This window comes from Candidatus Nealsonbacteria bacterium (assembly GCA_011050465.1).
Classification (GTDB): domain Bacteria; phylum Patescibacteriota; class Minisyncoccia; order Minisyncoccales; family RBG-13-36-15; genus RBG-13-36-15.
In genome coordinates, this window is sequence record DRFQ01000009.1 from 90,541 (window position 1) to 112,310 (window position 21,770).

18 protein-coding genes are annotated in these 21,770 nt (G+C 35.1%); 14 read left to right on the plus strand and 4 right to left on the minus strand.

Annotation, left to right across the window (positions count from 1 at the left end; genetic code table 11):
- Window positions 1-35: 35 nt before the first annotated feature.
- Both ENH66_02340 and aroE read right to left on the minus strand, forming a co-directional pair.
- The gene (locus ENH66_02340; GenBank protein ID HDZ54519.1) at window positions 36-1,859 is read right to left on the minus strand and encodes a hypothetical protein; all 1,824 of its coding nucleotides are present in this window, start codon (window positions 1,857-1,859) and stop codon (window positions 36-38) included.
- Between the two features lie 4 nt (window positions 1,860-1,863).
- A complete protein-coding gene (aroE, locus tag ENH66_02345) occupies window positions 1,864-2,733 on the minus strand; it encodes a shikimate dehydrogenase (GenBank protein ID HDZ54520.1) in 870 nt (289 codons plus the stop codon).
- A gap of 187 nt (window positions 2,734-2,920) precedes the next feature.
- On the opposite strand from aroE, the gene ENH66_02350 reads away from it, so the two are divergent.
- From ENH66_02350 to ENH66_02370, 5 genes are all read left to right on the plus strand, one after another.
- The gene (locus ENH66_02350) at window positions 2,921-4,093 is read left to right on the plus strand and encodes an S-adenosylmethionine synthetase (GenBank protein HDZ54521.1); all 1,173 of its coding nucleotides are present in this window, start codon (window positions 2,921-2,923) and stop codon (window positions 4,091-4,093) included.
- Between the two features lie 2 nt (window positions 4,094-4,095).
- Window positions 4,096-5,058 carry a hypothetical protein gene (locus ENH66_02355; protein HDZ54522.1) on the plus strand — a complete coding sequence of 321 codons (963 nt, stop codon included), beginning with the start codon at window positions 4,096-4,098 and terminating at the stop codon, window positions 5,056-5,058.
- Between the two features lie 186 nt (window positions 5,059-5,244).
- Window positions 5,245-5,646, plus strand: a complete 402-nt coding sequence (locus tag ENH66_02360; GenBank protein ID HDZ54523.1) for an HIT family protein — start codon at window positions 5,245-5,247, stop codon at window positions 5,644-5,646.
- A gap of 110 nt (window positions 5,647-5,756) precedes the next feature.
- On the plus strand, window positions 5,757-6,740 hold the full coding sequence (locus ENH66_02365) for a hypothetical protein (protein ID HDZ54524.1): 984 nt from the start codon (window positions 5,757-5,759) through the stop codon (window positions 6,738-6,740).
- A 9-nt stretch (window positions 6,741-6,749) separates the two neighbouring features.
- A complete protein-coding gene (locus tag ENH66_02370; GenBank protein ID HDZ54525.1) occupies window positions 6,750-8,360 on the plus strand; it encodes a sensor histidine kinase in 1,611 nt (536 codons plus the stop codon).
- Window positions 8,361-8,410: 50 nt separating this feature from the next.
- On the opposite strand, the gene ENH66_02375 is transcribed toward ENH66_02370, so the two are convergent.
- Together ENH66_02375 and ENH66_02380 are read right to left on the minus strand one after the other, a co-directional pair.
- On the minus strand, window positions 8,411-10,063 hold the full coding sequence (locus ENH66_02375) for a hypothetical protein (GenBank protein HDZ54526.1): 1,653 nt from the start codon (window positions 10,061-10,063) through the stop codon (window positions 8,411-8,413).
- 17 nt (window positions 10,064-10,080) lie between these two features.
- Window positions 10,081-10,617 (minus strand): hypothetical protein, encoded by a 537-nt coding sequence (locus tag ENH66_02380; GenBank protein HDZ54527.1) that lies wholly within the window; start codon window positions 10,615-10,617, stop codon window positions 10,081-10,083.
- Between the two features lie 591 nt (window positions 10,618-11,208).
- Here ENH66_02380 and ENH66_02385 point away from each other — a divergent pair.
- The 9 genes from ENH66_02385 (at window position 11,209) to ENH66_02425 (ending at window position 21,769) form a co-directional block, all read left to right on the plus strand.
- Window positions 11,209-11,415 (plus strand): PspC domain-containing protein, encoded by a 207-nt coding sequence (locus tag ENH66_02385; protein ID HDZ54528.1) that lies wholly within the window; start codon window positions 11,209-11,211, stop codon window positions 11,413-11,415.
- A gap of 64 nt (window positions 11,416-11,479) precedes the next feature.
- Window positions 11,480-12,766, plus strand: coding sequence for a hypothetical protein (locus tag ENH66_02390; GenBank protein ID HDZ54529.1), 1,287 nt, complete (start codon window positions 11,480-11,482; stop codon window positions 12,764-12,766).
- A gap of 233 nt (window positions 12,767-12,999) precedes the next feature.
- Complete coding sequence (gene mreC / locus ENH66_02395; protein HDZ54530.1) at window positions 13,000-13,788, plus strand: rod shape-determining protein MreC; 789 nt, start codon at window positions 13,000-13,002, stop codon at window positions 13,786-13,788.
- Window positions 13,789-13,794: 6 nt separating this feature from the next.
- Window positions 13,795-14,316: a rod shape-determining protein MreD gene (gene mreD, locus ENH66_02400; protein ID HDZ54531.1), complete on the plus strand. Its 522-nt coding sequence runs from the start codon at window positions 13,795-13,797 to the stop codon at window positions 14,314-14,316.
- Window positions 14,288-16,279: a penicillin-binding protein 2 gene (gene mrdA, locus ENH66_02405; GenBank protein ID HDZ54532.1), complete on the plus strand. Its 1,992-nt coding sequence runs from the start codon at window positions 14,288-14,290 to the stop codon at window positions 16,277-16,279. Before mreD ends, mrdA begins: the two co-directional genes overlap by 29 nt.
- Window positions 16,280-16,499: 220 nt before the next feature.
- Complete coding sequence (lysS, locus tag ENH66_02410) at window positions 16,500-17,966, plus strand: lysine--tRNA ligase (GenBank protein HDZ54533.1); 1,467 nt, start codon at window positions 16,500-16,502, stop codon at window positions 17,964-17,966.
- A 78-nt stretch (window positions 17,967-18,044) separates the two neighbouring features.
- On the plus strand, window positions 18,045-19,292 hold the full coding sequence (locus tag ENH66_02415) for a serine--tRNA ligase (GenBank protein ID HDZ54534.1): 1,248 nt from the start codon (window positions 18,045-18,047) through the stop codon (window positions 19,290-19,292).
- A complete protein-coding gene (locus ENH66_02420) occupies window positions 19,289-20,065 on the plus strand; it encodes an alpha/beta hydrolase (protein ID HDZ54535.1) in 777 nt (258 codons plus the stop codon). The genes ENH66_02415 and ENH66_02420 overlap by 4 nt, the downstream gene beginning before the upstream one ends.
- Window positions 20,066-20,071: 6 nt before the next feature.
- Window positions 20,072-21,769 (plus strand): UDP-N-acetylmuramoyl-tripeptide--D-alanyl-D-alanine ligase, encoded by a 1,698-nt coding sequence (locus ENH66_02425; GenBank protein HDZ54536.1) that lies wholly within the window; start codon window positions 20,072-20,074, stop codon window positions 21,767-21,769.
- The last annotated feature ends 1 nt before the right edge of the window (window position 21,770 follow it).

A 21,770-nucleotide genomic window follows, 5' to 3' on the forward strand; every position in this document is an offset into this window, starting at 1 on the left:
TTTTACTAATGGGCTTATGCCCGTTTTTTATTACATTATATATTTTTATATTTAATCTCTTTAGCTGTTTTGTATAGCTGATTTATAAAAACAGTTCTCTTATAAGCTTCTTCAAAGCTAACTAAATTAATATCTTTTTTACCCGTCAGTAAATATTCAGAAAGTTTTTTGATTAAAATATTGTGACCATTACCGTAAACTGGAGAATTTTTGACTTCGGGTTTAAAATCTACATCACATTTATCTTTGAAAGAAGAATAAAGTAATTCATTTAAAGCAACACCCCCAATTTTAATAGATCCCCGTTCAAAAATGACAAAAATACTACTCTCTAAATTGCGAGGCACCGACGAAACAACTACTTCCAGATTGAAAATAGTATCACCTGATTTGAATTGTGCTAAAAACAAATCCTCGGTATTGATTTTTTTGTGATAAATTTTCTTCCTAAATGAGTTAATTACTTTCACTGTTGATTTGGGAGAAAAATTTTCCATCATAATATCAATTATATGTATTCCTTGGTTAAACAATATCCCACCTTCAAGTTTTTTCTTGCCTCGCCAAGACTTTTTGTAATAATCTTTATCTCTAAACCATCTGACATTACCAAAAATATATAAAATCTTACCCGTTTTTTTACTATTGATTAATTTTTTTAAAAATAAAATTGGAGGGTTAAAACGGTTCTGAAAAACTACGAAGATATTTTTATCATAATTTTTAATTTTTCTAATTTCGTTCGCTTCTTTTTCATTTAAACAAACGGGCTTTTCGCATAAACATTTCTTATTAGAACGCAAAGCTTTAATTATCATATCCTTATGTGTATGATGGGGAGTACAAATATCTACAACATCAACATTTTCAATCAGCTCCCCTAAATTACGAAAATGTTCTTCACCGACTGAGTTCATTTTCTTTTTATCTATATCAAATACTCCTCCTAATTCTGAATTTTTATCAGCCTTAATTGCTAGTAAATGTTTCTTTAATATTCTTCCGCAACCGACTATCCCATATCGTATTTTTTTATTACTTAAAATCTCTTTCAATTCATTTATTGAATTACCCGAATCACGATATCTATTCTTTTTATTAGTATGAGTTTCAATAGAAAAAATTAAGTCTTTATCAGCAAACTTTTTAATTGAGGAAAGGTGTTTTTTGTAGTTAATATCACCCGCGCCCACAGGAACGTATTCTTTTTTCGTTTGCGAATAGTCTTTAATGTGTACATACCGGATATATTTACCTAGTTTTACAATATCTTTATCCTGGAGTTTTTTTCCTTGTTTATAAAGATTACCTATGTCCAACAATACTCTCAAATGTTTAGAATTGTATCTTTTGACAGCTTTATACAAACTATCTACTGAATCAATATTGCAAGCAGGTTCATTTTCTAAAAGCAATATTTTATTTTTCTTTTTAGCTAAATCTAACAGTTTTTCTATTTCTTTATCAAGATGTTTTATTTTAAAGTCTTTGTATTTTAAGAAAGAAAAAACCCTAATATATTTTGTTTTAAAAATATCAGCGATAATAAAGACTTTCTCATAGTCAGCTTTACTTTTATTATTAAAGCCAAAGCTATCAATTTTAATATTGCCTACCTTTTTAGCTTTTATTCCTGAAGGATACCACTTCAAAATAGGAGAAGCTATACATGTTACCTTAATACCATTCCTATTTAAGTAAATCGCCAATTTTCTTAGTACTGGCAAGGGTATATCTAAGACATTTTTACCGTTAATTGATCTCAAGTCGACATTCTTTATTTTGTGGAGTTTTAAAAACAGAACAACCCGTTTTGGGTCATCACTTATTTCATCATTAATTATTGAAATTCTCTTCATGTTATCAAAATTTTTGTAGAATCTTTATTAGCCTTTTCTCTATAAGTTTTATATTGACTTTTTTTAAATCGTGACCAACCCATAATTTAAAAGCACTGATTGCTTGGTAAATCATCATATCAAGACCAGAGCAAACTTTGCCCCCTTTTTTTTCGGCATCCAATAGAAATTTTGTCTTATAAGGATTAAATATAGCATCAAAGAAATATTTACCCTTTAAATCACCGATTTTGTTAAAAATTTTCTGGTTAACTATTTCTTCATTTGACTTTGGGAACATTCCAACAGGAGTGGCATTTATAATAATATTTGATTTTCTTAAAAATTTCTCTATATTTTCATTATTTAACTTCACCGCATTGATTTTTTTATTTGATTTTACTGAAATGTCATCGGAGACTTTATTTGCCTGTTTTATATTAATATTGAGAATAGTAATATTTTTACATCTTTTATATAGCTTATATATGATAGCTCTAGCGGCTCCTCCCGCACCAAGGACAACTATTTTGTCATTTCCCCCAACTTTTTTTAATTTTTTTTCTATGGCTAATATTGCTCCCTTTGCATCGGTATTGTGGCCAATGAATTTGTTATTTTTAAAAACAACGGTGTTGACTGCCCCAATTTTTCGAGCTGCGCCGTCTATCTTGTCCAAATATTTAATAACGCTTATCTTATAGGGTAGTGTTATGTTTACACCCCTGAATTTAAGATTATTTAAAGAACTAAGAGAGGTTTTTAGCTCGGATAATGACTCTACTTCGATTTTTAGATGAGCATACTCTAAACTAGCAGTTTCGGCCAACATTTCAAATAATGCTGGTGATATACTGTGATCTACTGGCTTACCTAATAATGCAGAATAATACATAGTATTTAGCTATTAATTTAAAATTATTATGTTAAAATATAGCATTTTTAGATCAAAAAGTCAACTAACCAACTATTGACAATAGGGGCTTTAATGTGCTATTAATTATTTAGGATGAACCTTAAAAATCAAACATAGAGGAGGTATAACAGTGCTACAGATAACGGTTACTAACAGTAATTTCAGCATGGACAGATGTAAAGTCGAAATAGTTGAAAGGAAAGGCATCGGTCACCCTGATTGCCTCGCAGATGGAGTGGCGGAGGCCATTTCTGCGGAATATTCTCGCTATTGTCTGGATCAATTTGGCGCTGTCTTGCATCATAACGTTGATAAAATAGCTTTTATCGGCGGTGAAGCGAGTGTTGGCTTTGGGGAGGGCGAAATGATTACTCCGGTAAAGTTAATACTCAATGGAAGAATGAGCGTGAGTTTTGGTGGGAAAACAATTGACTATGTTGAAATACAGAAAAAAGCCGCTAAAGAATATCTTCAGTCGGTTCTTCCTCATTTCAACGTAGAAGAATGGTTAGGGTTTATTACTCTGACTAATTCTTTTTCCCATCTTTCAACTTGGTTCAAGCCGATGTCATTAGATGATATTCCAGATTACAAAAAGCCACATGCAAATGACACAGCATGCTGCGTTGGCTACTGGCCACTATCATTGACCGAAACTTTGGTCCTCGAACTGGAAAATTTCTTTTATTCTGAAACCGGAGAACCCCACTTTAACTTTATTGGACAAGATATCAAGATTATGGCGACAAGAAGAGGTCGCCGTATTGATGTCACGATGTGTATACCATTCATATCTCTTGAGACACCGAACCTTAACTTTTATAAGGAGCAATTAACAGAGATAAAGACCATGCTTCTAGATAAAAGCCGTGAGGTGTTGGGTGACGAGTATGAGGCATCTTTGGAGATCAATACAGCAGATAATCTAATCGAAGGTGACTACTACTTGTTACTTTCTGGAACCGCCTTGGAGGGTGGCGAAGAAGGGGCTGTGGGTCGAGGAAATAGGATTAATGGCCTTATTCCTTGTATGAGACCCTATACAATGGAGTCTCCTTTCGGCAAGAACCCGAATTACCATGTCGGTAAAGTTTATGGATATCTAGCTAACCAAGCGGCGAAAGCAATTGCTGAGGAGCTAGAATGTGAGTGCTGCGTTTACATTGTTACAGTAAACGGAGATTCATTGAAGCCACCAAGGCATCTCATCGTGGACCTTGATCAGCCGCGTGATTCTTCCGCGGTTAATCGAATACTTGAAAGAGAAATTTTGGAGGCCGACTATCTTTCAGCCCTTGTTCGTAAACAGGCGATATCTCCGAGATTAAGGAGGCGATAATTATGAGTAGCCAAGCAAAGTTTCTCTGCAGTTTATGGCAAGGAAAACACGGTGTAGATATCTACAGTAGCACACAGAGGATACTTCCTTCGTTAAAAAATGCCGACTTAGTGGCGTTTATTCCTGGCTATACCTGTAAGCAAGATCTAATTAATGCTGGCTACTCGATTTGCTACTACGACCAGGAAAAATTTTCATTAACCTGCTCAGCAGATAACAAATCGGTTGTAGTCACTGGAGACCTTGAGCTGATCGTGAATGGCGAGGTCATTCCGTATCTTGCTTACGCCCTCTTAGAGATGCAAAGACAGGCAGCAGGACAGACTAGCGTACATACGGCAGCTGTGTCACTAAATGGGCGAGGTGTGCTCCTTATGGGTAAAGAAGGGGCAGGCAAGACGTCGATGGCTCTTCATCTCTGTTGCGAATACGGATACAAGCTAGTAGCAAACGATATTGCGATTATCGGCTATGATAGAGGCCAAACCTTCATTTATGAGGGAACCAAATTCTTCTGGTTGAGGCTTGATCCAATGGAAAAGCATCATCCAGATCTCGTTAAATTCTTCCTTTCTTCCGGTGATAGAGACCCATGGACAAACCGAACTATTGTGCACCCCCATCAAATAGGAGTGGAGATTGAGACCGAAACAGTACCTATCGCTGCCGTATTCTTCTTACATGTTTACGAATCGGCGGCGAAGTTACACGTTGAAAGATCGCTGAATAGGTGGCCCCATTTGTATTTGTATGAGAATTTCTCGAGATATATCCGTCGAACTTGTTCGCCAATGATGGGCGGAAAAGACTTTCACTACCTTGCTTATTTACCCTCACTAGATACTCCCGACTTTCATGCCAACCGTGTAAAGATCATAGACCATTTCATTGAAGATATTGGTATTTACTATGTGGCTGGGCAATTAAAGGACATTGGAAGTACAATTAACCAAGCGATTTCCTAACCATAAGAAGGGACACTAAGATGGTTAATGCCGACAGACAAAAAAGTAGACAAATAGATGGTTGAAAAAATTGACATCAAACCACAAAGTTCAGTTGTACCTACAACAACTGATCACTTCTTAAAGGGTAGTCGTCTTTGAACGATTACCCCTTTTTATTTTGTAAATTTCTGATATAATTTGGTTATGAGATGCTTGTTTTGCAACATAATTAAAGGTCAGAAGGAAGCGTTCAAGGTTTGGGAAAACCGTGATTTTATATTGTTTCTTGATGTAAAACCAATCAATCCTGGCCACGTCATTCTTATTACCAAAAAATACATAAGGGATGTATTTTCTGTACCAGAACCGTTGTACGGCAGAATGTTTCAAACAGTGAAGAGAATTGCTCGAGTGTTGAAAAAACTCACATCAGCGAAACGCATCGGGCTAGCAATTGAGGGTTTTGGAGCTCCACACGTCCACATCCACTTGGTACCTGTCAATAAAGGAAACGAACTTAACCCATTAAGAGCAAGGAAGGTTGCGGAGAAAAAGCTACGGAGTATGCAAAGTGAATTTGCCAGCCGCTTCAAAAGATTAAAGTAAAGACTTAGTTTTTCTTATTGGCGGATTTGTATAGATAAGAGGATGGCTAAGGCCAAACCTCTTTTTTGTTTGTCTTGAAACGGGAATAGTAGTAAAATAGTAGAAAGATTATGATAATCAATAAAATCTTAAAACAACTTACGCCGGAGAGGGTGAAAAAAGAGGTTGAGGCAATTCAGAAAATTAAGCTGCCGCCGAAGCTTCAAAAATGGGTAAAGGAATACGAAAAAGTAGGGGATAGGGATGAGTTTATTTGGAAGTGGACATATAGGATTGTTCAAATAATTACTTTACCTACTATAATTAGAAAATATCAGAAATCTGTATGGGAGATTAAAACCTTAATTTTGATTATGTTTGCAGTTCTCTTAAATGATGCTGCTGATAAATTGCAAAATAAAGTTCTTTTAAATGAATTAATGAAAATTCCATTTTTGGAAAACTGTATAAAATTTGGCTATTTAAATCAAAAAGAGAAAAAATACCTTTTTTTTACTAAAAAATTGTGGAATTATATATCGCATACAATAAAAAGATACCCGCGATATAAAGAATTTAAAGATATTTTCAATTTTGACATCGTTCAAGTCCTCAGCGGCTCCCAGCACGACTATCTTATTACAAAAAATTATTATTTTATTAATAAAACGGAGTATTGGCTGTACCCACCTCACACCATGGTGGCTATAGTCAGTGGCATGCTTGATTTAATGTGTTCTTCTAAGTTCAATATTCAAGAGTTGAGAATAATAAGAGAAGTTCTCTGGCAAGCTCAAAAAATGGCAAGAATTGGTAATTGGCTCAGTAGCTGGAAAAAAGAAATAGAAGAGGAAGATTTTACTAGCGGGGTTTTTGCTTATGCAATAGATTCTGGTGCGTTGTCTGTTAATGATTTCAAAAAGGAGAATAAATTAGAAATTATAAAAAAGATTGAAAGTTCAAAAATTGAAAAAAAATTATTAAAAGAGTGGGCACAGTGTTACGATGAGATCAATAATCTCAATAAAAAAATAAAGTCAGTTGATGTTGAAAGATTTCTTTTTGGATTAAAGAAATTACTTGTTTCAGAATTAAGTTGCCAAGTATATAAGTAAATTTTTTTTATGTTTGAATTTACTTTAATCAACAAAGCTGTTCTCCTTTTAGTCAATACTATTGGCCTTGGGATGGCTTTTTGGATTTATTTTACTAATCGGAAAGCAAGGATTAATCAACTATTCTTTTTAATGACAATTTTTGCTCTCCTATGGATTACTTTAGTGTACTTTGCGAGTATTTCAACTAACTCATATCAAGCTATTATTTTATCGAGATTATCTTTCGTGCCAGTATATTTATGTTTGGGTAGTATGTACTTTTTTACAATTTTTTTTCCAAGGAAAGAAAAAAGATCTCTTTTTTTAGATGTAATTGTTTTAGCTGGGCTAATTGGTCTTTCCTTTATTACAGTTTTTACTAACCTCCACGTTAAAAATGTTGTGTTTAAGGCATGGGGAGTTTCTCCTGTGTTAGGAGAAGGAAATATTCTCGTATATTCAACAATATTCTTGATAATCGTTTTATTTTCGGGAATACTTTTTCAAAAATATTTTAGGCTCTCAACAGAAGAAAAATTTAGGACTCAATATTTCTTCTTTGGCTTCTTTATTTTTGTTATAATGAACCTTATTTTTAATGTATTTTTAGCTTCGAAATATACAGATTTTCCTTATTATCTTTTTGGTAACTATTCTGTAATTTTTCTCCTAGGCTTTACTGCATATGCTATCGTGACCAGAGAACTTTTTGGTATCCGCGTAATTTTAACGCAAGCATTAGTAGGAATAATCGCTGTTTTACTTTTGGCGCAGGCAGTAACTGCGACCGAATGGTTAGAGTTTTCCTGGAAATTCGCTCTGTTTTTGTTATTCATAGTATTCGGTTATTTCTTGATTCAGAGTGTTATTCGAGAAATCCAGCGGAGGGCGGAGTTGCAGAAGCTTTATGAACAGGTTGATAAATTATCGCGGGCGAAATCCGAGTTTATTTCCATTGCCTCCCATCAATTAAGAACACCTTTAACCGCTATTAAGGGTTATATTTCAATGCTGATTGAAGGAACTTATGGTAAATTGACAGGGAGAACCATTCCTCCTATGGAAAAAGTTTATCAGAGCAATGAAAGATTAATCAAATTAGTCAATGATTTGTTGCATGTCTCAAGGATTGAAAGCGGAACATTGAGAATAGACCTTCAGAAAATCTCGCTGGAGGACATAATTTCTTCGGTTGTAGATGAATTAAAAATTAGGGCTGACGAAAGAAAAATTTATCTGAAATGGGAAAAACCTTCAAAACCCTTGCCTGAGATTACGGTGGATGCAGATAAATTCAGGCAGGTTATTTTAAATATCATTGATAATTGCATAAAATATACAGAAAAAGGCGGAATAACGGTAGAAACTGAACAGAAAAAATCTTCTGTGAAACTTCCTCAGGGTTCAATTCTCACTGTGATTAAAGATACCGGAGAAGGAATGACCGAAGAGGAGATAGAAAAGATGTTTGAGAGTTTTTCTCGCGGCAAGGCTGGAGCAAAACACTGGACTGCCGGAACAGGCCTTGGCCTCTATATCGCCAGGAAATTCACTGAAGTCCATGGCGGCCGAGTTTGGGCTGAGTCTCCAGGCGAAGGCAAGGGCTCAACCTTTTATATTGAACTGCCGGTGAAATAAACAAGTAAATATTTTCAAACAAAAAGGAGCGGCCGAAGGCCGCTCTTTAGTTAGTGTTGAATTGGTTGCCAAGCCGGTCTGCTTCCCGACTCGACAATATTCCTTAAATCGGTGCCGTCAATGTTAACCGCATAAAGCGGGGGATTACCCGAGAAAACAAGAGAGGTTCCATCTGGAGAGATATCTATGCCATTGTAGCCGGAAAATTTGGATATAAGTTTAGGTTCTTTTCTTTCTTCCAATAACCAGAGGCCAGAACTGCTGAGAGTAGGTTCTACTTCAACGATAGATGAAGTAAGTCTCCAGCAATCCTCTGGAAAAGAGAGAATTACCTTTGCACTCTCTTTGGTCCAATACACATCCATTAATTTTGGTAATATGCCCCCACACCATCTTGGCTCATAAGATATGTCGAGTATGGTTTGAGAGGATTTTGAACCGAGATCGAAAAGCTCATAAGTAAGCTTACCTAATCCTTGTCTGACGAGAACGCGAGCTAATCCTATTTTCTGACCATCTGGTGACCAACTCAGAAAGATAGGATTTGCTACTGCCCCGAGTGTATTTGACCAAATTAATTCTTTTTCGAGAGCGTCAATATTCATCATCCAAACAGCGGTACCTCTCATTCCTGTTTGGATATCAATGAAGTTATCATCGATATAAGCTATTTTTTTGCCATCCGGGCTCCAGATCAATGCATTGACTTCAAGTGAGACTCCCAGCTCTAATCTTTGATATGTCTGCTGAATTGGAAGAGTCTTTGAAGAACTGTTCTCAAGATCAAAGATTGCGAGACTCAGGTTGGAAAATTCACCCTCCCAATAGAGGAACTGCTTTCCATCTGGAGATAGTTCCATAAAAGGTTCCTGTTTTATCTGTGTTTCTTCGCCTGTTTTAATATTAATAAGAAACACTCCTTCTGAATCCATGCCACCGCGATTGTAGAGAATTCGTTTACCATCCGGTAGCCATTCAAATGTCATAACTGATCCAGTAAGGAGTTTTCTCTGCCCAGTGCCGTCACTATTTATAAGATACAAATTTGAATCCTGGCCAATATAAGCAATTCTTTCACCTGAAACTTTTGGCAGCAGGGCATTATCTGAGACATAGCTTTCACCTTCGATTGGAACACCATCCGGCGTTTTAGCTAAAACATCAGCATCAGAAAAAGAAATCTGGATAGATTGGGTATACCAATGCCATTTATCTTGAGGAGTTTCCTGGACTTGGAAATGCAAATGGGCACCACAGACATAGCCTGTACTATCAGCTCGGGCAATTTCTTGCCCTTGTTCAATTAATTCACCTTCCTTAACTGTTACTGAGTTGTACTGGAGATGAAGGTAAAGAGCAGACGTTCCATCGCCGTGATCAATAATTACATAATTAACATGACCGATGGAACTTTCATCACAGCCTCCTGTATTTGAATTATCCTTGACAGCGAAAACTGTACCTGCTCGACTGGCGACCATGGGGTCTCCATCCGTTAGAGTAAAATCAAAGGCATATATTCCATATCCTCTGAAATGCTGTTTACCATGAGAAAAAGAGCCGAAATTTCCTTGACGTACTGTATATTCCTTTCCCGCCGGATAAGGAAGTTTGTGAGGACTTTCTTGGGCAAAGCTTAGAGTTGAGCTGGTGAAAAAGAAATGAAGTACTATCACTACTGCTAGCGTTAATTCTCGGATCACCTTCCTTACCTCCTCTTTTAATCTTTTGTACAGAACATCTGATAGAATTCTTTATTTTTCTGTGAAATCAGAGTATCAGGTACTAAAAGAAGCCATTGGCAGAATCTTTCATCACCCTCCCAAGCTATCTCCCAGGCTTGATTCATTCTTCGAAACAGAAAAGCCACACCTTCAGTGCCTATATATTCCCGCGTGCTTTCGAAACGAGCTGCGGTTCCGATGACTGCCCATTCTTCTGTCATATTCAACTGTTCAATGCTCACAAATTGACCCTTCTCTTTAAGGGCGTTGCCCATTGAAATGAAATCCTCATTATTATAAATTGCTTCTTTAATTTCTTTTTCCACTTCAGGATCAATTTTCCCCGCAGGTACATTCCAGATAATTCCGGGTGGGGGAGTGATTTCTTCTTCAGCAGGCGTTACTTCAGGAGCATTAATTTCTTCAGAAATTTCTTCTTTTTCCGGCCAGGCGAAAAAGATGGCCAGGCCAACAACTATCAAAATAGTAACTATCGCTGGAATCCAGATTTTTGGTGAAATTTTCCTCATCATTTTCTTATTCTACCTCCTTTCAGGGTTTCGAACAATCCATATTCAGTTTTTGAAGAGCTGATTTATTTATAACTTGTTCGCCAGTATTTGTAAACGAAAGAAGCTTTCAAATAAAGAAAAATCTATTACAATAAGTCCAATGAAAAGAATTCTCAACAAAGAAACTCCAAAATACTTAGAGAAAAAAGTGAAAACCCGAACAATTAGAGATTTTTTCAAAAGCTAAAACCTTACCTTTTTCCATTGAAACTTCTGGTTATGAAGGGTAAATTGACTTTTATTTTTAAAAGAATTAAAATTAAGAACAACATGAGAAAAAGTAAAAAAGACAGAAGAAAACAGAGACTTAAAAAAAGATTGCCTAAAAATATCTTCAAAACAAAAAGATAATGTTTTTTTTGAGTTTCAAGAACTGCCTTAAGAAGGCGGTTTTTTGATATTCGCCCGAGGATTACTTGTCCTGCCGCCCCTGGTAGTAGGGGCGGGAGTTTATCGAAGGATTGTCTCGGGTTTTTTGTTGTGTTAAAGTAAACCCAGTAGAAGAATTTCGAATGAAAAATTTAGAAATTTCTTTACTGGGTGAATATAAATATGAGAAAACTTTACAAAAGTAAAGAGAATAAGATTCTCGCTGGAATTATTGGTGGCATCGGAGAGTATTTGAATGTGGACCCTGTTATTCTGAGGGTTGTTTGGATTGTAATAGTTGTCTTTACCGGCTTTGTACCAGGCATTATTGTCTATCTGGTTGCTGGTTTTGTTGTGTCCGATAAGCCAAAAGAAATAACGAGTAAATAAGATAAAAGACAGTTAGGTAGTTCAATAAAGGTCTTTTATTAAAGAAAACCTTAGATTTATAATAATGAGACTATCATTCATTATTTTTATATTAATTGCTGTTTTTTTTATAGCTGTTTATCCTTCAATGGCTTTGGCTTTATCTCAGGAAGAGCAAACAAAATTAGACGAATTACTCGATAAACTAATTGATATTTCTTTAGCCCTTTCTTTGCTTCAGAAACAAGTTGAAGAACTGATCAATTCTTCCCAACCCTTATACCATTTAAATTTGGGCGACTATTTAGAAGATTTCTTTAATGACCAGGGAATTATTTTAAATGAAAATGACTTTCTAGAATCTACAGAAGATCCTTATCTTGATTTCGCCAAAATATTAAATCTAGTTTCTTCTTCTTACCGAAGCAATGAAAAAATAACCCAAAGGAAAGCTGGGCAAATATCAGAACAGTTTTTTTTGATTAAAGATAAATTACTTCTTGATGGGCTTTATGGAAAAATTGACATGCACGAACATTATCGGTCTGGCGGCGATATAGGAGAGTTTTTGAGGGCGGCGGGAAGCCTGGGGATTTCCAAAATAATTTTTGTGCCAACGGGTATGGGACCGGATAATCAAGGCTATAAAATACACCAAAGCTTTTTAATTAGATATATTAAAAAATTATATCCTGAAAAGATTATTCCTTTTTGTACTATTGACGAAGCAGATCCTAAAGCTGCAGAAGTCTTTGAGGAATGTCTTAAAAGTGGGGGAGAGGGCTTAAAACTCCTTGGCGGTCATCCCAGTTTTTATGATGAACCTCTTAATTCAGAGAATATGTATAAGGTTTACCAAATAGCAGCCGAATATCAGGTCCCGATTTTGGTTCACGGAAGCATTATCAATGTTCCAGAGACAAAGAGTCAGCTTGAACAAGTTTATTCAGATTTCCCCGAAGTAACCTTTATCCATGCCCATTATTGCTCTGCAATTTTTAAAGGTATTAATCTCGATCAATGCGCTCGGCTTTTAGACAAATACCCTAATTTATATATTGATCTTTCAATGGGCGGGGGTATTAAAAGATATCACCGTTATTTGAGAGAAGACTTACCCAAAATAAAAGACTTTATCTTAACCTATCAAGATCGAATTTTGTTTGGTTCAGATATTATTTTAGATCAAGCCCGCTATAAAGATCAAGATTGGCTTTACCAAAGAATAAGCTGTGATCTTAATTTGCACCAACTGAAAGAATATACTTGTGATTTTGGCGAAAAAGATATTTTGCACCAAGGATTCAATCTGGAAGAGCAGGTGCTTAGAAAACTCTATTTTGAAAACCCCAAAAAAATCCTTAATTTTTAATTGCCAACCGAAAAGGAGCCGGAAAAAGATTATTTTATCTATACCCCGTAGGAAGACGCAAGGATTTTCGTGAATAACAATAAAGGTAAAGAATTCAAGATTAGTTTCCCAGAAAGAATAGCTGAAATATTTTCTACTGAAAATCCAATATTATCTTTTAAACCGTGAATTATATAATTATCTAATGGTTAAACATAATAACAACGGAAAATATTTAACTTCCTACGGGGTATATGAAAATTTCTCTAAAAAGAAATAAAATTCCGATCATAATTATTGGAATTTTAATCATTATTAGTTTAAATTTTTATCAGGGAGGAATTAAAAGTTTCTTCTATTCATTTTCATCACCCATTCAACAATTTTTTTGGCAAAAAGGAAAAGGAATATCTAATTTCTTTGAGACAATTATTCGAATAAACACAATCAAGAAGGAGATGGAGAGTCTTAAATTAGACAATCGAAGCCTACTTTCTGAGATTGCTTCTTTAAAAGAGATTGAAAAAGAGAATAAAATACTAAGAAAGGCCTTAGAGATTGGTCTCCAGGAAGAATATAGTCTTGTGTTTGCTGAAATCATTAGTAAGGATTTTAATGAAGATTATATTCTAATTGATGAAGGATCCACAGCCGGTATTGTTGAGGGGCAGCCTATAATTACCGAGTCTAAAATTGTTTTAGGAAGAATCAGTGAAGTTTATGAAGGTTTTGCAAGAGTGATGCTTATTTCTAATAAAAAAAGTTTCCTGGATGCTAAAATTCAAGACAAAGAAATCCGGGGAGTTGTAGGAGGTAAGGGGAACCTTAGCTTGTCTCTAAGCCACGTTCTCCGAGATCAAGAGATTCAAGAAGGAGATTTTGTTGTAACAACTTCTTTGGGGGAAATTTTCCCAAAGGGACTTCTGGTGGGAAAGGTTGGAGAAATAAAAAGGAGCGATATTGAACCTGTCCAAGAAGCTAGTCTTGCGCCTTTTTTTGACTTAACTCAACTAGAAAATGTTTTTATTATCTCAAAGTTCTAAAAGATAATGAAAAAATTTCTGTTTTTAATTCTAATTTTATATGTTATATCTTTAGCCCAGACAAGTTTTTTTGTCCCTTTTTCTATATCTGGGGAATTACCAAATCTTATTCTAATTTTTGTTATCTTTTTTGTTCTCTTGGAAGATCCGAAAGAAAATCTTGGTTTTTTCGTATCCCTTTTTGGGGGATTATTTATTGATATTTTTTCTAGCCATCTTTTAGGCACAACAACTATTTTGCTATTAATCACGGCCTTTCTTTTGAAAAAATTAAGTTATTCTTTAAAGAAAATGACTTTTTTTTGGTTTTCTCTTTTATCTCTGGCCGCCTTAATTTTTTATAAATTATTTTTGGATTTTATTCTTTATTTCATACAGGAACCCGCTTTAAAAATTGATTATTTTAGAATTAGCCCCGGAACGTTATTGTCAGTTGAGTTAATCTATAGTTTTGTCTTACTTTTAGTTGGTTTTCACCTCATTGATTTCTTTAAAAAATATGTCCGCTTTTTATCCAAAAAAACCTGATTCTTCTTCCCAGAGCTTTCTTAAGAACAAGAAAGTAAAAATATCTTCCAGCGAAGAAATTGAGCCTCAGGAAATTTTTTTAGACAGCTTAGCCAAAAAAAGAGAGGAGGAACTAGATATATCTGAGAAGAAATTTGAAATCCCTCTTTCAAGAAAAATTATTCTGGGGTGTTATTTTTCTTTCTTGCTGCTAATCTTGGTTTTTCTTGCCCAGACCTTTTATCTTCAAGTTGTAAAAAATGAGGATTTATCTCTTTTAGCTCAAGATAACAAGACAAGATTTTTTTTAATTAGGCCCAATAGAGGAGTAATTTATGATAAAGTTGGCTATCAACTTGTTTTCAATCAGCCAAGTTTTGATTTGGTCTGCGACAAAAGGGATTTTCCATGGAAGGAAGAAGAAAGGTCCAAGATTTTAACTAAGCTTTCGCAGATTATCAATAAAGACATAGAAGACTTAAGAAGCCAGATTGAAACCTCAGAATTGCTCCAAGTTTTAATTACCGAAAACTTAGACCAGGCAACCTTAATTTTGTTAGAAACAAATCCAATTTTTTCTGGGAAAGAGAAGAATTCTGTCTGCCGGGTAGAGATGAATACGATAAGAGATTATATCTCAGGGACCGATTTTGCTCATTTGATCGGCTATGTTGGAAGAGTGAGCAGTAAGGAAGAAATTGAGAACTTAACAGATTATTCAATTGCAGATTATATAGGGAAAACCGGCCTAGAAAAATCCTACGAAAAGGTCCTCCGAGGAAATCCTGGAAAGCGGGAAATTGAAAAAAATGTTCTGGGACAGACTCAATTAGAAAATCTAATTTCAGAACCAGAAGATGGAAAAAGTCTAGTTCTTTGGTTAGATTCTGATTTACAAAAAAAAATTACAGCAGAGCTTAATTCTATGCTTAAACAAAGCGGGGCGAAAGCAGGAGTGGGGGTAGCCATTGATCCGAAAACCGGAGGAATTCTGTCCTTAGTCAGTCTTCCGGGCTTTGATAATAATCTTTTCAGCAGGGGAATAGACATAGAAACCTGGCAAGATCTTTATAATAATCCCTATAAACCTTTTTTTAATCGGGTAATTAGCGGGGAATATCTTACAGGTTCGACCATCAAACCCTTAATTGCGGCGGCTGCCCTAGAAGAAAATTTAATTGACCCTCAAAAACAAATTTTAGCCCAAGGTTATATTCAGGTTCCTCATCAATACAACCCTGAGATTATCTACACCTATAAGGACTGGAAGGTTCACGGCTGGACAGATATGAGAAAGGCCATTGCTGATTCGGTTAATGTTTATTTCTATACTATCGGGGGTGGATACGAAAATCAGGCAGGACTGGGGCCCACAAGAATAAAAAAATATTTAGAGCTTTTTAGCTGGGGCCAGAAAACAGGGGTTGATCTTCCCGGAGAAAAAGAAGGTTTAATTCCTGATCCTGCCTGGAAGGAAAGAGTTATTAATGAGAACTGGTACGACGGGAATACCTATCATCTTTCGATTGGTCAGGGTTATCTTCGTATTACTCCCTTACAAGTTGTCACAGCTTTTGCGGCTATTGCTAACGGTGGAACCATTTATCGGCCTCAGGCTGTCCAGAGAATTGTTGTGGGTTCGGCAGATTCACCTCAAGCAGCTGAAGAAGTTAAGCCGGAGATTATTAGAAATAACTTTATTAGTTCTGAGAATCTTGAAATTGTCAGAGAGGGGATGCGGGAAGCAGTTACTTACGGATCTTCGGTGATTTTAAACGCTTTGCCAGTCAAAGTTGCAGCAAAAACCGGGACAGCTGAAACTGACAAAGAAGGTTATTATCATAACTGGGTAACAGTCTTTGCCCCGTATGAAGACCCTCAGATAGTCTTAACAATTATGGTTGAAAATGTTCAAGAGGGTATGGTGGTGGCCCTACCCGTTGCCAGAGAAATCTTAAAGTGGTATTTCACCCCCGCACCATAACGAGGATTTTCGCTAAACCATTAAGGGCTTGACGACGAGAGGATGCGTTTCATGAATTCGCATATCCTCGTTTGGTGTGGAGGTTCACCAGATAATAATTTTTAGTATTTTATTGACAAAAAACCATCCTAAAAGGAGGTTTTTTATTTTGACCACGTAGAAAAATTTTGACGGGGTTTTGACCCAAGAGGTAAAATCAGTTAAAATACAGAATAAGAACATGGGACATCTTGGAGATATCAAAAAAACTCGTTTAAGGAAGTTAGAAGCCATGAAAAAAGCTGGGATTTTAGCTTACCCAGAGAAAACCAAAAGAACTCATACAATAAGAGATAGCTTAGAAAGCTTTGCCACGATCTCCCGTTCAAAAAAAGAAATAGTTTTGGTGGGTCGTATTAGAAGCATTAGAAAGCATGGGGGATCTACTTTTTGCCATATTGAAGATGGTACAGGAAGAATCCAGGGTTTTTTCAGGAAAGACAGATTGGGCGAGAAGGGCTATCAGTTCTTTCTGGATAATTTCGATATCGGCGACTTCATTGAAGTGAGAGGAGTTTTATTTAAGACCAAAAAAGGAGAAAGAACCATCGAAACTAAAGATTTTAAAAATTTGGCAAAGACCCTTCTACCTTTACCTGAAAAATGGCATGGATTGCGAGATATTGAGGAAAGATATAGAAAAAGATATTTGGATTTAATCTTTAACAAAGAAGTTAGAACAAAGTTCGAACTCCGCTCAAGAATCATTCAGACAATCAGAGAGTTTTTAGAAAAAGAAGGATTTTTGGAGGTAGAAACTCCTATTTTACAGCCAATTTATGGAGGAGCTAAAGCCAAGCCCTTTAAAACCCGCCTTAACGCCTTAAATCTTGATTTATATCTGAGAATTTCTCCCGAACTTTATCTGAAAAGGTTGATAATTGGCGGCTTTGAAAAAATTTATGAGATTGGCAAGTGTTTTAGGAATGAAGGAATGGATAAATCTCACAATCCAGACTTTACCATGTTAGAATTTTATTCAGCTTACGCTGATTACAAAGATTTAATGAAGTTAACAGAAAGAATGTTCGAGTTTTTACTTAAAAAGACGTTTGGAAGTTTAAAAATTAAATATGGGACCAAGGTGATAAATTTTAAAAACCCTTGGCCAAGAGTTGAATTTTCTCAAATACTAAGAAGATATACAAAAATTAATATAGAAGAAATTCATCCAGAAGCCCTTAAAAAAGAAGCAAAAAATTTTGGCATTGAGATTGAAGAAGGGGAACAAAAAGCAGAAATTGCAGATAAAATTTACAAAAAATTCTGCCTGCCAAAAATCTGGCAGCCAACTTTTATCATTCATCATCCCCTGGGAACTTTTCCTCTAGCTAAACAATTACCGAATAATCCTTCAAAACTGGCTAATTTCCAATTGGTGGCTGCCAACTGGGAATTAATCAATGCTTTTTCAGAACTTAATGATCCGATAGAACAGAAAAAAAGATTTGAAGAACAAGAGAAATTTTACAGGAAAGGGCTCGAGGAAGCTCAGAGGCAGGATCCAGACTTTTTAGAGGCTTTAGAATATGGCATGCCGCCTACTGCCGGTTTTGGAATGGGCATTGACAGGCTGGTAGCTCTACTTACAAATTCTTATTCTCTTCGGGAAGTTATTTTATTTCCGACAATGAAACCTAAGCAATAAATTGCTCAATTGTTATATTGTCAAATTGTTATATTGTTCATTAAATCAATTCAGTTCAGCAATGTAGCAATGTAATTCATGCTAGACATAAAGTTCATTCGAAAAAGTCCACAAATTGTCAAAGAAGGCTGTCGCAAAAAACATGTCAAAGTTGATATTGATAAGCTTTTGGCAATTGATAAATATATAAGAAGATATCGCCAAGAATATGAAGGCTGGAAATCACAAATAAATAAACTAAGCAGATCTAAACCAGATGGCAAAGAAATAAAAGAAGCAAAAAATTTAAAATCTAAAATTAAGGGTCACGAAACCAAAATAAAAGGCTTAGAAAAAGAATTTCAGAACTTAATGCTTCAGATTCCAAATTTACCACTCGAGGATATTCCTGTTGGAAAAGATGAAAAAGACAATGTAGTCGTGAAAGAAGTGGGGGAGAAGACGAAATTTAATTTCAATCCCAAAGACCATTTAGAAATCTCTGAAAAATTAGATTTAATTGACATAAAAAGGGCAGCTAAGGTTTCCGGGACCAGATTTGGTTTCCTGAAAAAAGAGGCAGCTCTACTTGAATTTGCTTTAATAAATCTTGCTTTTGATACTTTAATTAAAGAGGGCTTTATACCAATTGTTCCGCCAGTCATGTTAAGGCCGGAAATGGCTCAGGGTATGGGTTATTTAGAGCAAACCGACGATGAAGAAGCTTATTTTCTACCAAAAGACAAATTATATTTAACCGGAACTTCAGAACAATCAATTGGAGCAATGTATGCAGATGAAACTTTTCAAGAAAAAGATTTACCGAAAAGATACGTTGGTTTTTCTACTTGTTTTCGAAGAGAAGCCGGGGCTTATGGAAAAGACACTAAGGGAATTATGCGGGTTCATCAATTTGATAAAGTTGAGATGTTGAGCTTTTGTCATCCGGAGAAATCTCGTAAAGAGCATCAATTTTTATTATCTTTAGAAGAAAAATTGATGAAATCTTTAAAAATTCCTTATAGGGTCTTACAAATGTGCACAGGAGAATTGGGGATGCCGGCTGCTGCAAAATACGACATTGAAGCCTGGATGCCATCTGAAGGTCGCTATAGAGAAACTCATTCTACTTCAAACTGCACCGATTTTCAGGCGAGACGTTTAAACATTCGCTATCGAAATTCCAGAACCAAAAAATTAGAATTTATTCATACCTTAAACGGTACTGCCTTTGCTATCCCGCGTACCCTGATTACCATCATTGAAAACTATCAGCAAAAAGACGGAAGCATCAATATCCCTAAGGCTCTCCAGAAATATTTGAAGTTCAATAAGATTGGGAGATGACAGAAAAAAAACTCTTAATCAATGATTTGGAAGCTAATTATAAAATATCTGGCGAAGGCCAGTTAGTTTTAATTTTACACGGCTGGGGAGGATCTTCTGTGTCCTGGCTTTTAGTTCAAAAAATATTAACTGAAAAAGGATTTAAAGTGATTATTCCCGATTTCCCGGGTTTTGGTAAAAGCACAACTCCTCAAAAACCCTGGACAGTAGATGATTATGTTCGGTGGTTTAAAGATTTTATTGAAGAGATGAAAATTAGAGAACCTTTTTTCTTGTTGGGCCATTCTTTTGGAGGAAGAGTAGCAATAAAATTTGCTGTGGATTACCAAGAAAAAATAAAGTCTTTGATTTTATGTTCTTCAGCCGGTATCAAACCAGATAAAAATTTTAAAATTAAAATGTTCTATTTTTTCGGTCGAGTAGGGGATTATTTATTTTCTAAAGGGCCTTTTCTGAAATTTAAAGACAGAGCCAGAGATGCTTTTTATCAAATCATTCGCCAAAAAGATTATCTTAAAGTTAAGGGAACTATGAGAGAAACCATTAAAAAAATTCTAGCTGAAGACCTTTTTGGCTATCTTGCTCAAATTAAAACTAAAACCTTAATTCTTTGGGGCAAAACAGACAAAATAGTGCCTGTAAAATATGCTTATATTATGAAAGAAAAAATTTCTAATTCGAAGTTGATCATTTTACCTAAGATTGGCCACAGTCCTCATTTAGAAACCCCGGAAAAATTTACTAAGGAAATTTTACAGTTTATTAAATTCTAATCAGACATGTCATTCAATATTTTTCATATTTTAGCGATCTTTTGGCTGATTCGTACTGTCAAAATTATTCTCTTTTATCTTTATCTTTGGCAGCTGAAAGAATATCACATTGGCAGATTTTTCGATCACTTCCGAACCGAGAAAGGAAAGAAGACTCTTTTTCATAAATTGAATTTTTCGAAAATTCTCCTTCTTTTCTATTTTCTTTCTTTTCCTTATTTCCTGATTTATCTAACCAATTTTCCTTCGTTGAATCTTATTCCTTTTATTTCCCCTAAAATTATTTTTTTAGTTTTATATTATCTTTTCCCCTTTTTACTTCTAGTTCTTTATCTTTTCGAAGGACTAAGAACTTTTTTAGATTTTGCTAAAAAGAGAATAAAAATTCCCGTTATAACGAAAAAGATGATTTTTCTGATATTTTCTGTAATAATTTTCGAAGTCGGTGTAATTTTCTCTCTTCTTTATTTCGAGAAAGATTTAAATTTTTTCGTTTTCTGGTTATTAATTTTTGACCTATCTTTACCTTTAATTATTACAGTAATTGTCTTAATTTTTCAGCCCTTTGCAGTCCTTTCAAAATGTCTAATTATCAGAAAGGCAAAAAGAAAAAGAGAGATCTTTAAAAATCTTCTGGTGATCGGTATTACTGGTAGCTATGGCAAAACTTCGACTAAAGAATTTTTATATACAATTTTGTCTCGAAAATTCAATGTTTTAAAAACAAAAGAGCACCAAAATTCAGAAATTGGAATTTCCCAATGTATTTTAAAAGATTTGAAGCCCGAGCACGAGATTTTTATTGTTGAGATGGGAGCCTATGGCCGGGGAGGAATTAAATTACTTTGTGATATTGTCAAACCAAAAATTGGAATTTTAACCGGAATAAATGAACAGCACCTTGCCCTTTTCGGTTCTCAAAAAAATATAATTAGAGCAAAATATGAATTAATTGAGGCTTTGCCCGACAATGGTTTAGCAATTTTTAATGGAGACAATAAATACTGCTTAGACCTTTATAATAAGACGGAGAAACCAAAGAAAATTTCCAGTTCTCGGCCAAAACCATCTAATTTTATCCCCGGTATCTGGGCAGAAAATGTTATTGTTCAAAGAAATTATGTCTTTTTTAAAGCTTGTACCCCAGAGGAATGTATCAACCTTAAGGTATATTTATCTGGAGACCATTTTATATCTAATTTATTAGCTACAATTTATGTAGCTCAAGAGTTGGGGATGAAGACTGAAAAAATTGTCGAAGGTTGTTTTAAAATTGAACCAGCCAAGAATACAATGAATCTTTTTAAGGGAATAAACGGCCTAATAATAATTGATGATTCTTATTCGGCTAATCCAGAAGGAGTGATTGCTGCTTTAGATTACCTAAAGGTTTATGGAGGCAGAAAAATGATTATCATGCCCTGTTTGATTGAATTAGGCAGAACGGCAAAGGAGATGCATAAGAAAATCGGGGAGAAAATTGGAGAAACTTGCGATGCGGTCATTGTGACAACCAAAGATTATTTTCGGGAAATTGGAGAAGGATTCCTGGAAAAAGGGAAAAAAGAAGAAAATGTTTTGTTTAGCGAAGACCCAAAAGAGATTTTCGAAATAATAAAAAAATTTTGGGGTCCCGGCGATATTGTTCTTTTAGAAGGCAGAGTACCGAAAAAATTAATTGACTTTTTAGTCAATAGTAAATAAT

Excerpts from the sequence above, each read along its gene's own strand:
- ENH66_02360 (HDZ54523.1), top strand. The coding sequence starts at position 5,245 with ATGAGATGCTTGTTTTGCAACATAATTAAAGGTCAGAAGGAAGCGTTC.
- mreD (HDZ54531.1), top strand. The coding sequence starts at position 13,795 with ATGAAAAAATTTCTGTTTTTAATTCTAATTTTATATGTTATATCTTTA.
- mrdA (HDZ54532.1), top strand. The coding sequence starts at position 14,288 with ATGTCCGCTTTTTATCCAAAAAAACCTGATTCTTCTTCCCAGAGCTTT.
- ENH66_02350 (HDZ54521.1), top strand. The coding sequence starts at position 2,921 with ATGGACAGATGTAAAGTCGAAATAGTTGAAAGGAAAGGCATCGGTCAC.
- mreC (HDZ54530.1), top strand. The coding sequence starts at position 13,000 with ATGAAAATTTCTCTAAAAAGAAATAAAATTCCGATCATAATTATTGGA.
- ENH66_02365 (HDZ54524.1), top strand. The coding sequence starts at position 5,757 with ATGATAATCAATAAAATCTTAAAACAACTTACGCCGGAGAGGGTGAAA.
- ENH66_02415 (HDZ54534.1), top strand. The coding sequence starts at position 18,045 with ATGCTAGACATAAAGTTCATTCGAAAAAGTCCACAAATTGTCAAAGAA.
- ENH66_02340 (HDZ54519.1), bottom strand. The coding sequence starts at position 1,859 with ATGAAGAGAATTTCAATAATTAATGATGAAATAAGTGATGACCCAAAA.
- ENH66_02390 (HDZ54529.1), top strand. The coding sequence starts at position 11,480 with ATGAGACTATCATTCATTATTTTTATATTAATTGCTGTTTTTTTTATA.
- ENH66_02420 (HDZ54535.1), top strand. The coding sequence starts at position 19,289 with ATGACAGAAAAAAAACTCTTAATCAATGATTTGGAAGCTAATTATAAA.
- ENH66_02355 (HDZ54522.1), top strand. The coding sequence starts at position 4,096 with ATGAGTAGCCAAGCAAAGTTTCTCTGCAGTTTATGGCAAGGAAAACAC.
- lysS (HDZ54533.1), top strand. The coding sequence starts at position 16,500 with ATGGGACATCTTGGAGATATCAAAAAAACTCGTTTAAGGAAGTTAGAA.
- ENH66_02380 (HDZ54527.1), bottom strand. The coding sequence starts at position 10,617 with ATGATGAGGAAAATTTCACCAAAAATCTGGATTCCAGCGATAGTTACT.
- aroE (HDZ54520.1), bottom strand. The coding sequence starts at position 2,733 with ATGTATTATTCTGCATTATTAGGTAAGCCAGTAGATCACAGTATATCA.
- ENH66_02370 (HDZ54525.1), top strand. The coding sequence starts at position 6,750 with ATGTTTGAATTTACTTTAATCAACAAAGCTGTTCTCCTTTTAGTCAAT.
- ENH66_02385 (HDZ54528.1), top strand. The coding sequence starts at position 11,209 with ATGAGAAAACTTTACAAAAGTAAAGAGAATAAGATTCTCGCTGGAATT.
- ENH66_02425 (HDZ54536.1), top strand. The coding sequence starts at position 20,072 with ATGTCATTCAATATTTTTCATATTTTAGCGATCTTTTGGCTGATTCGT.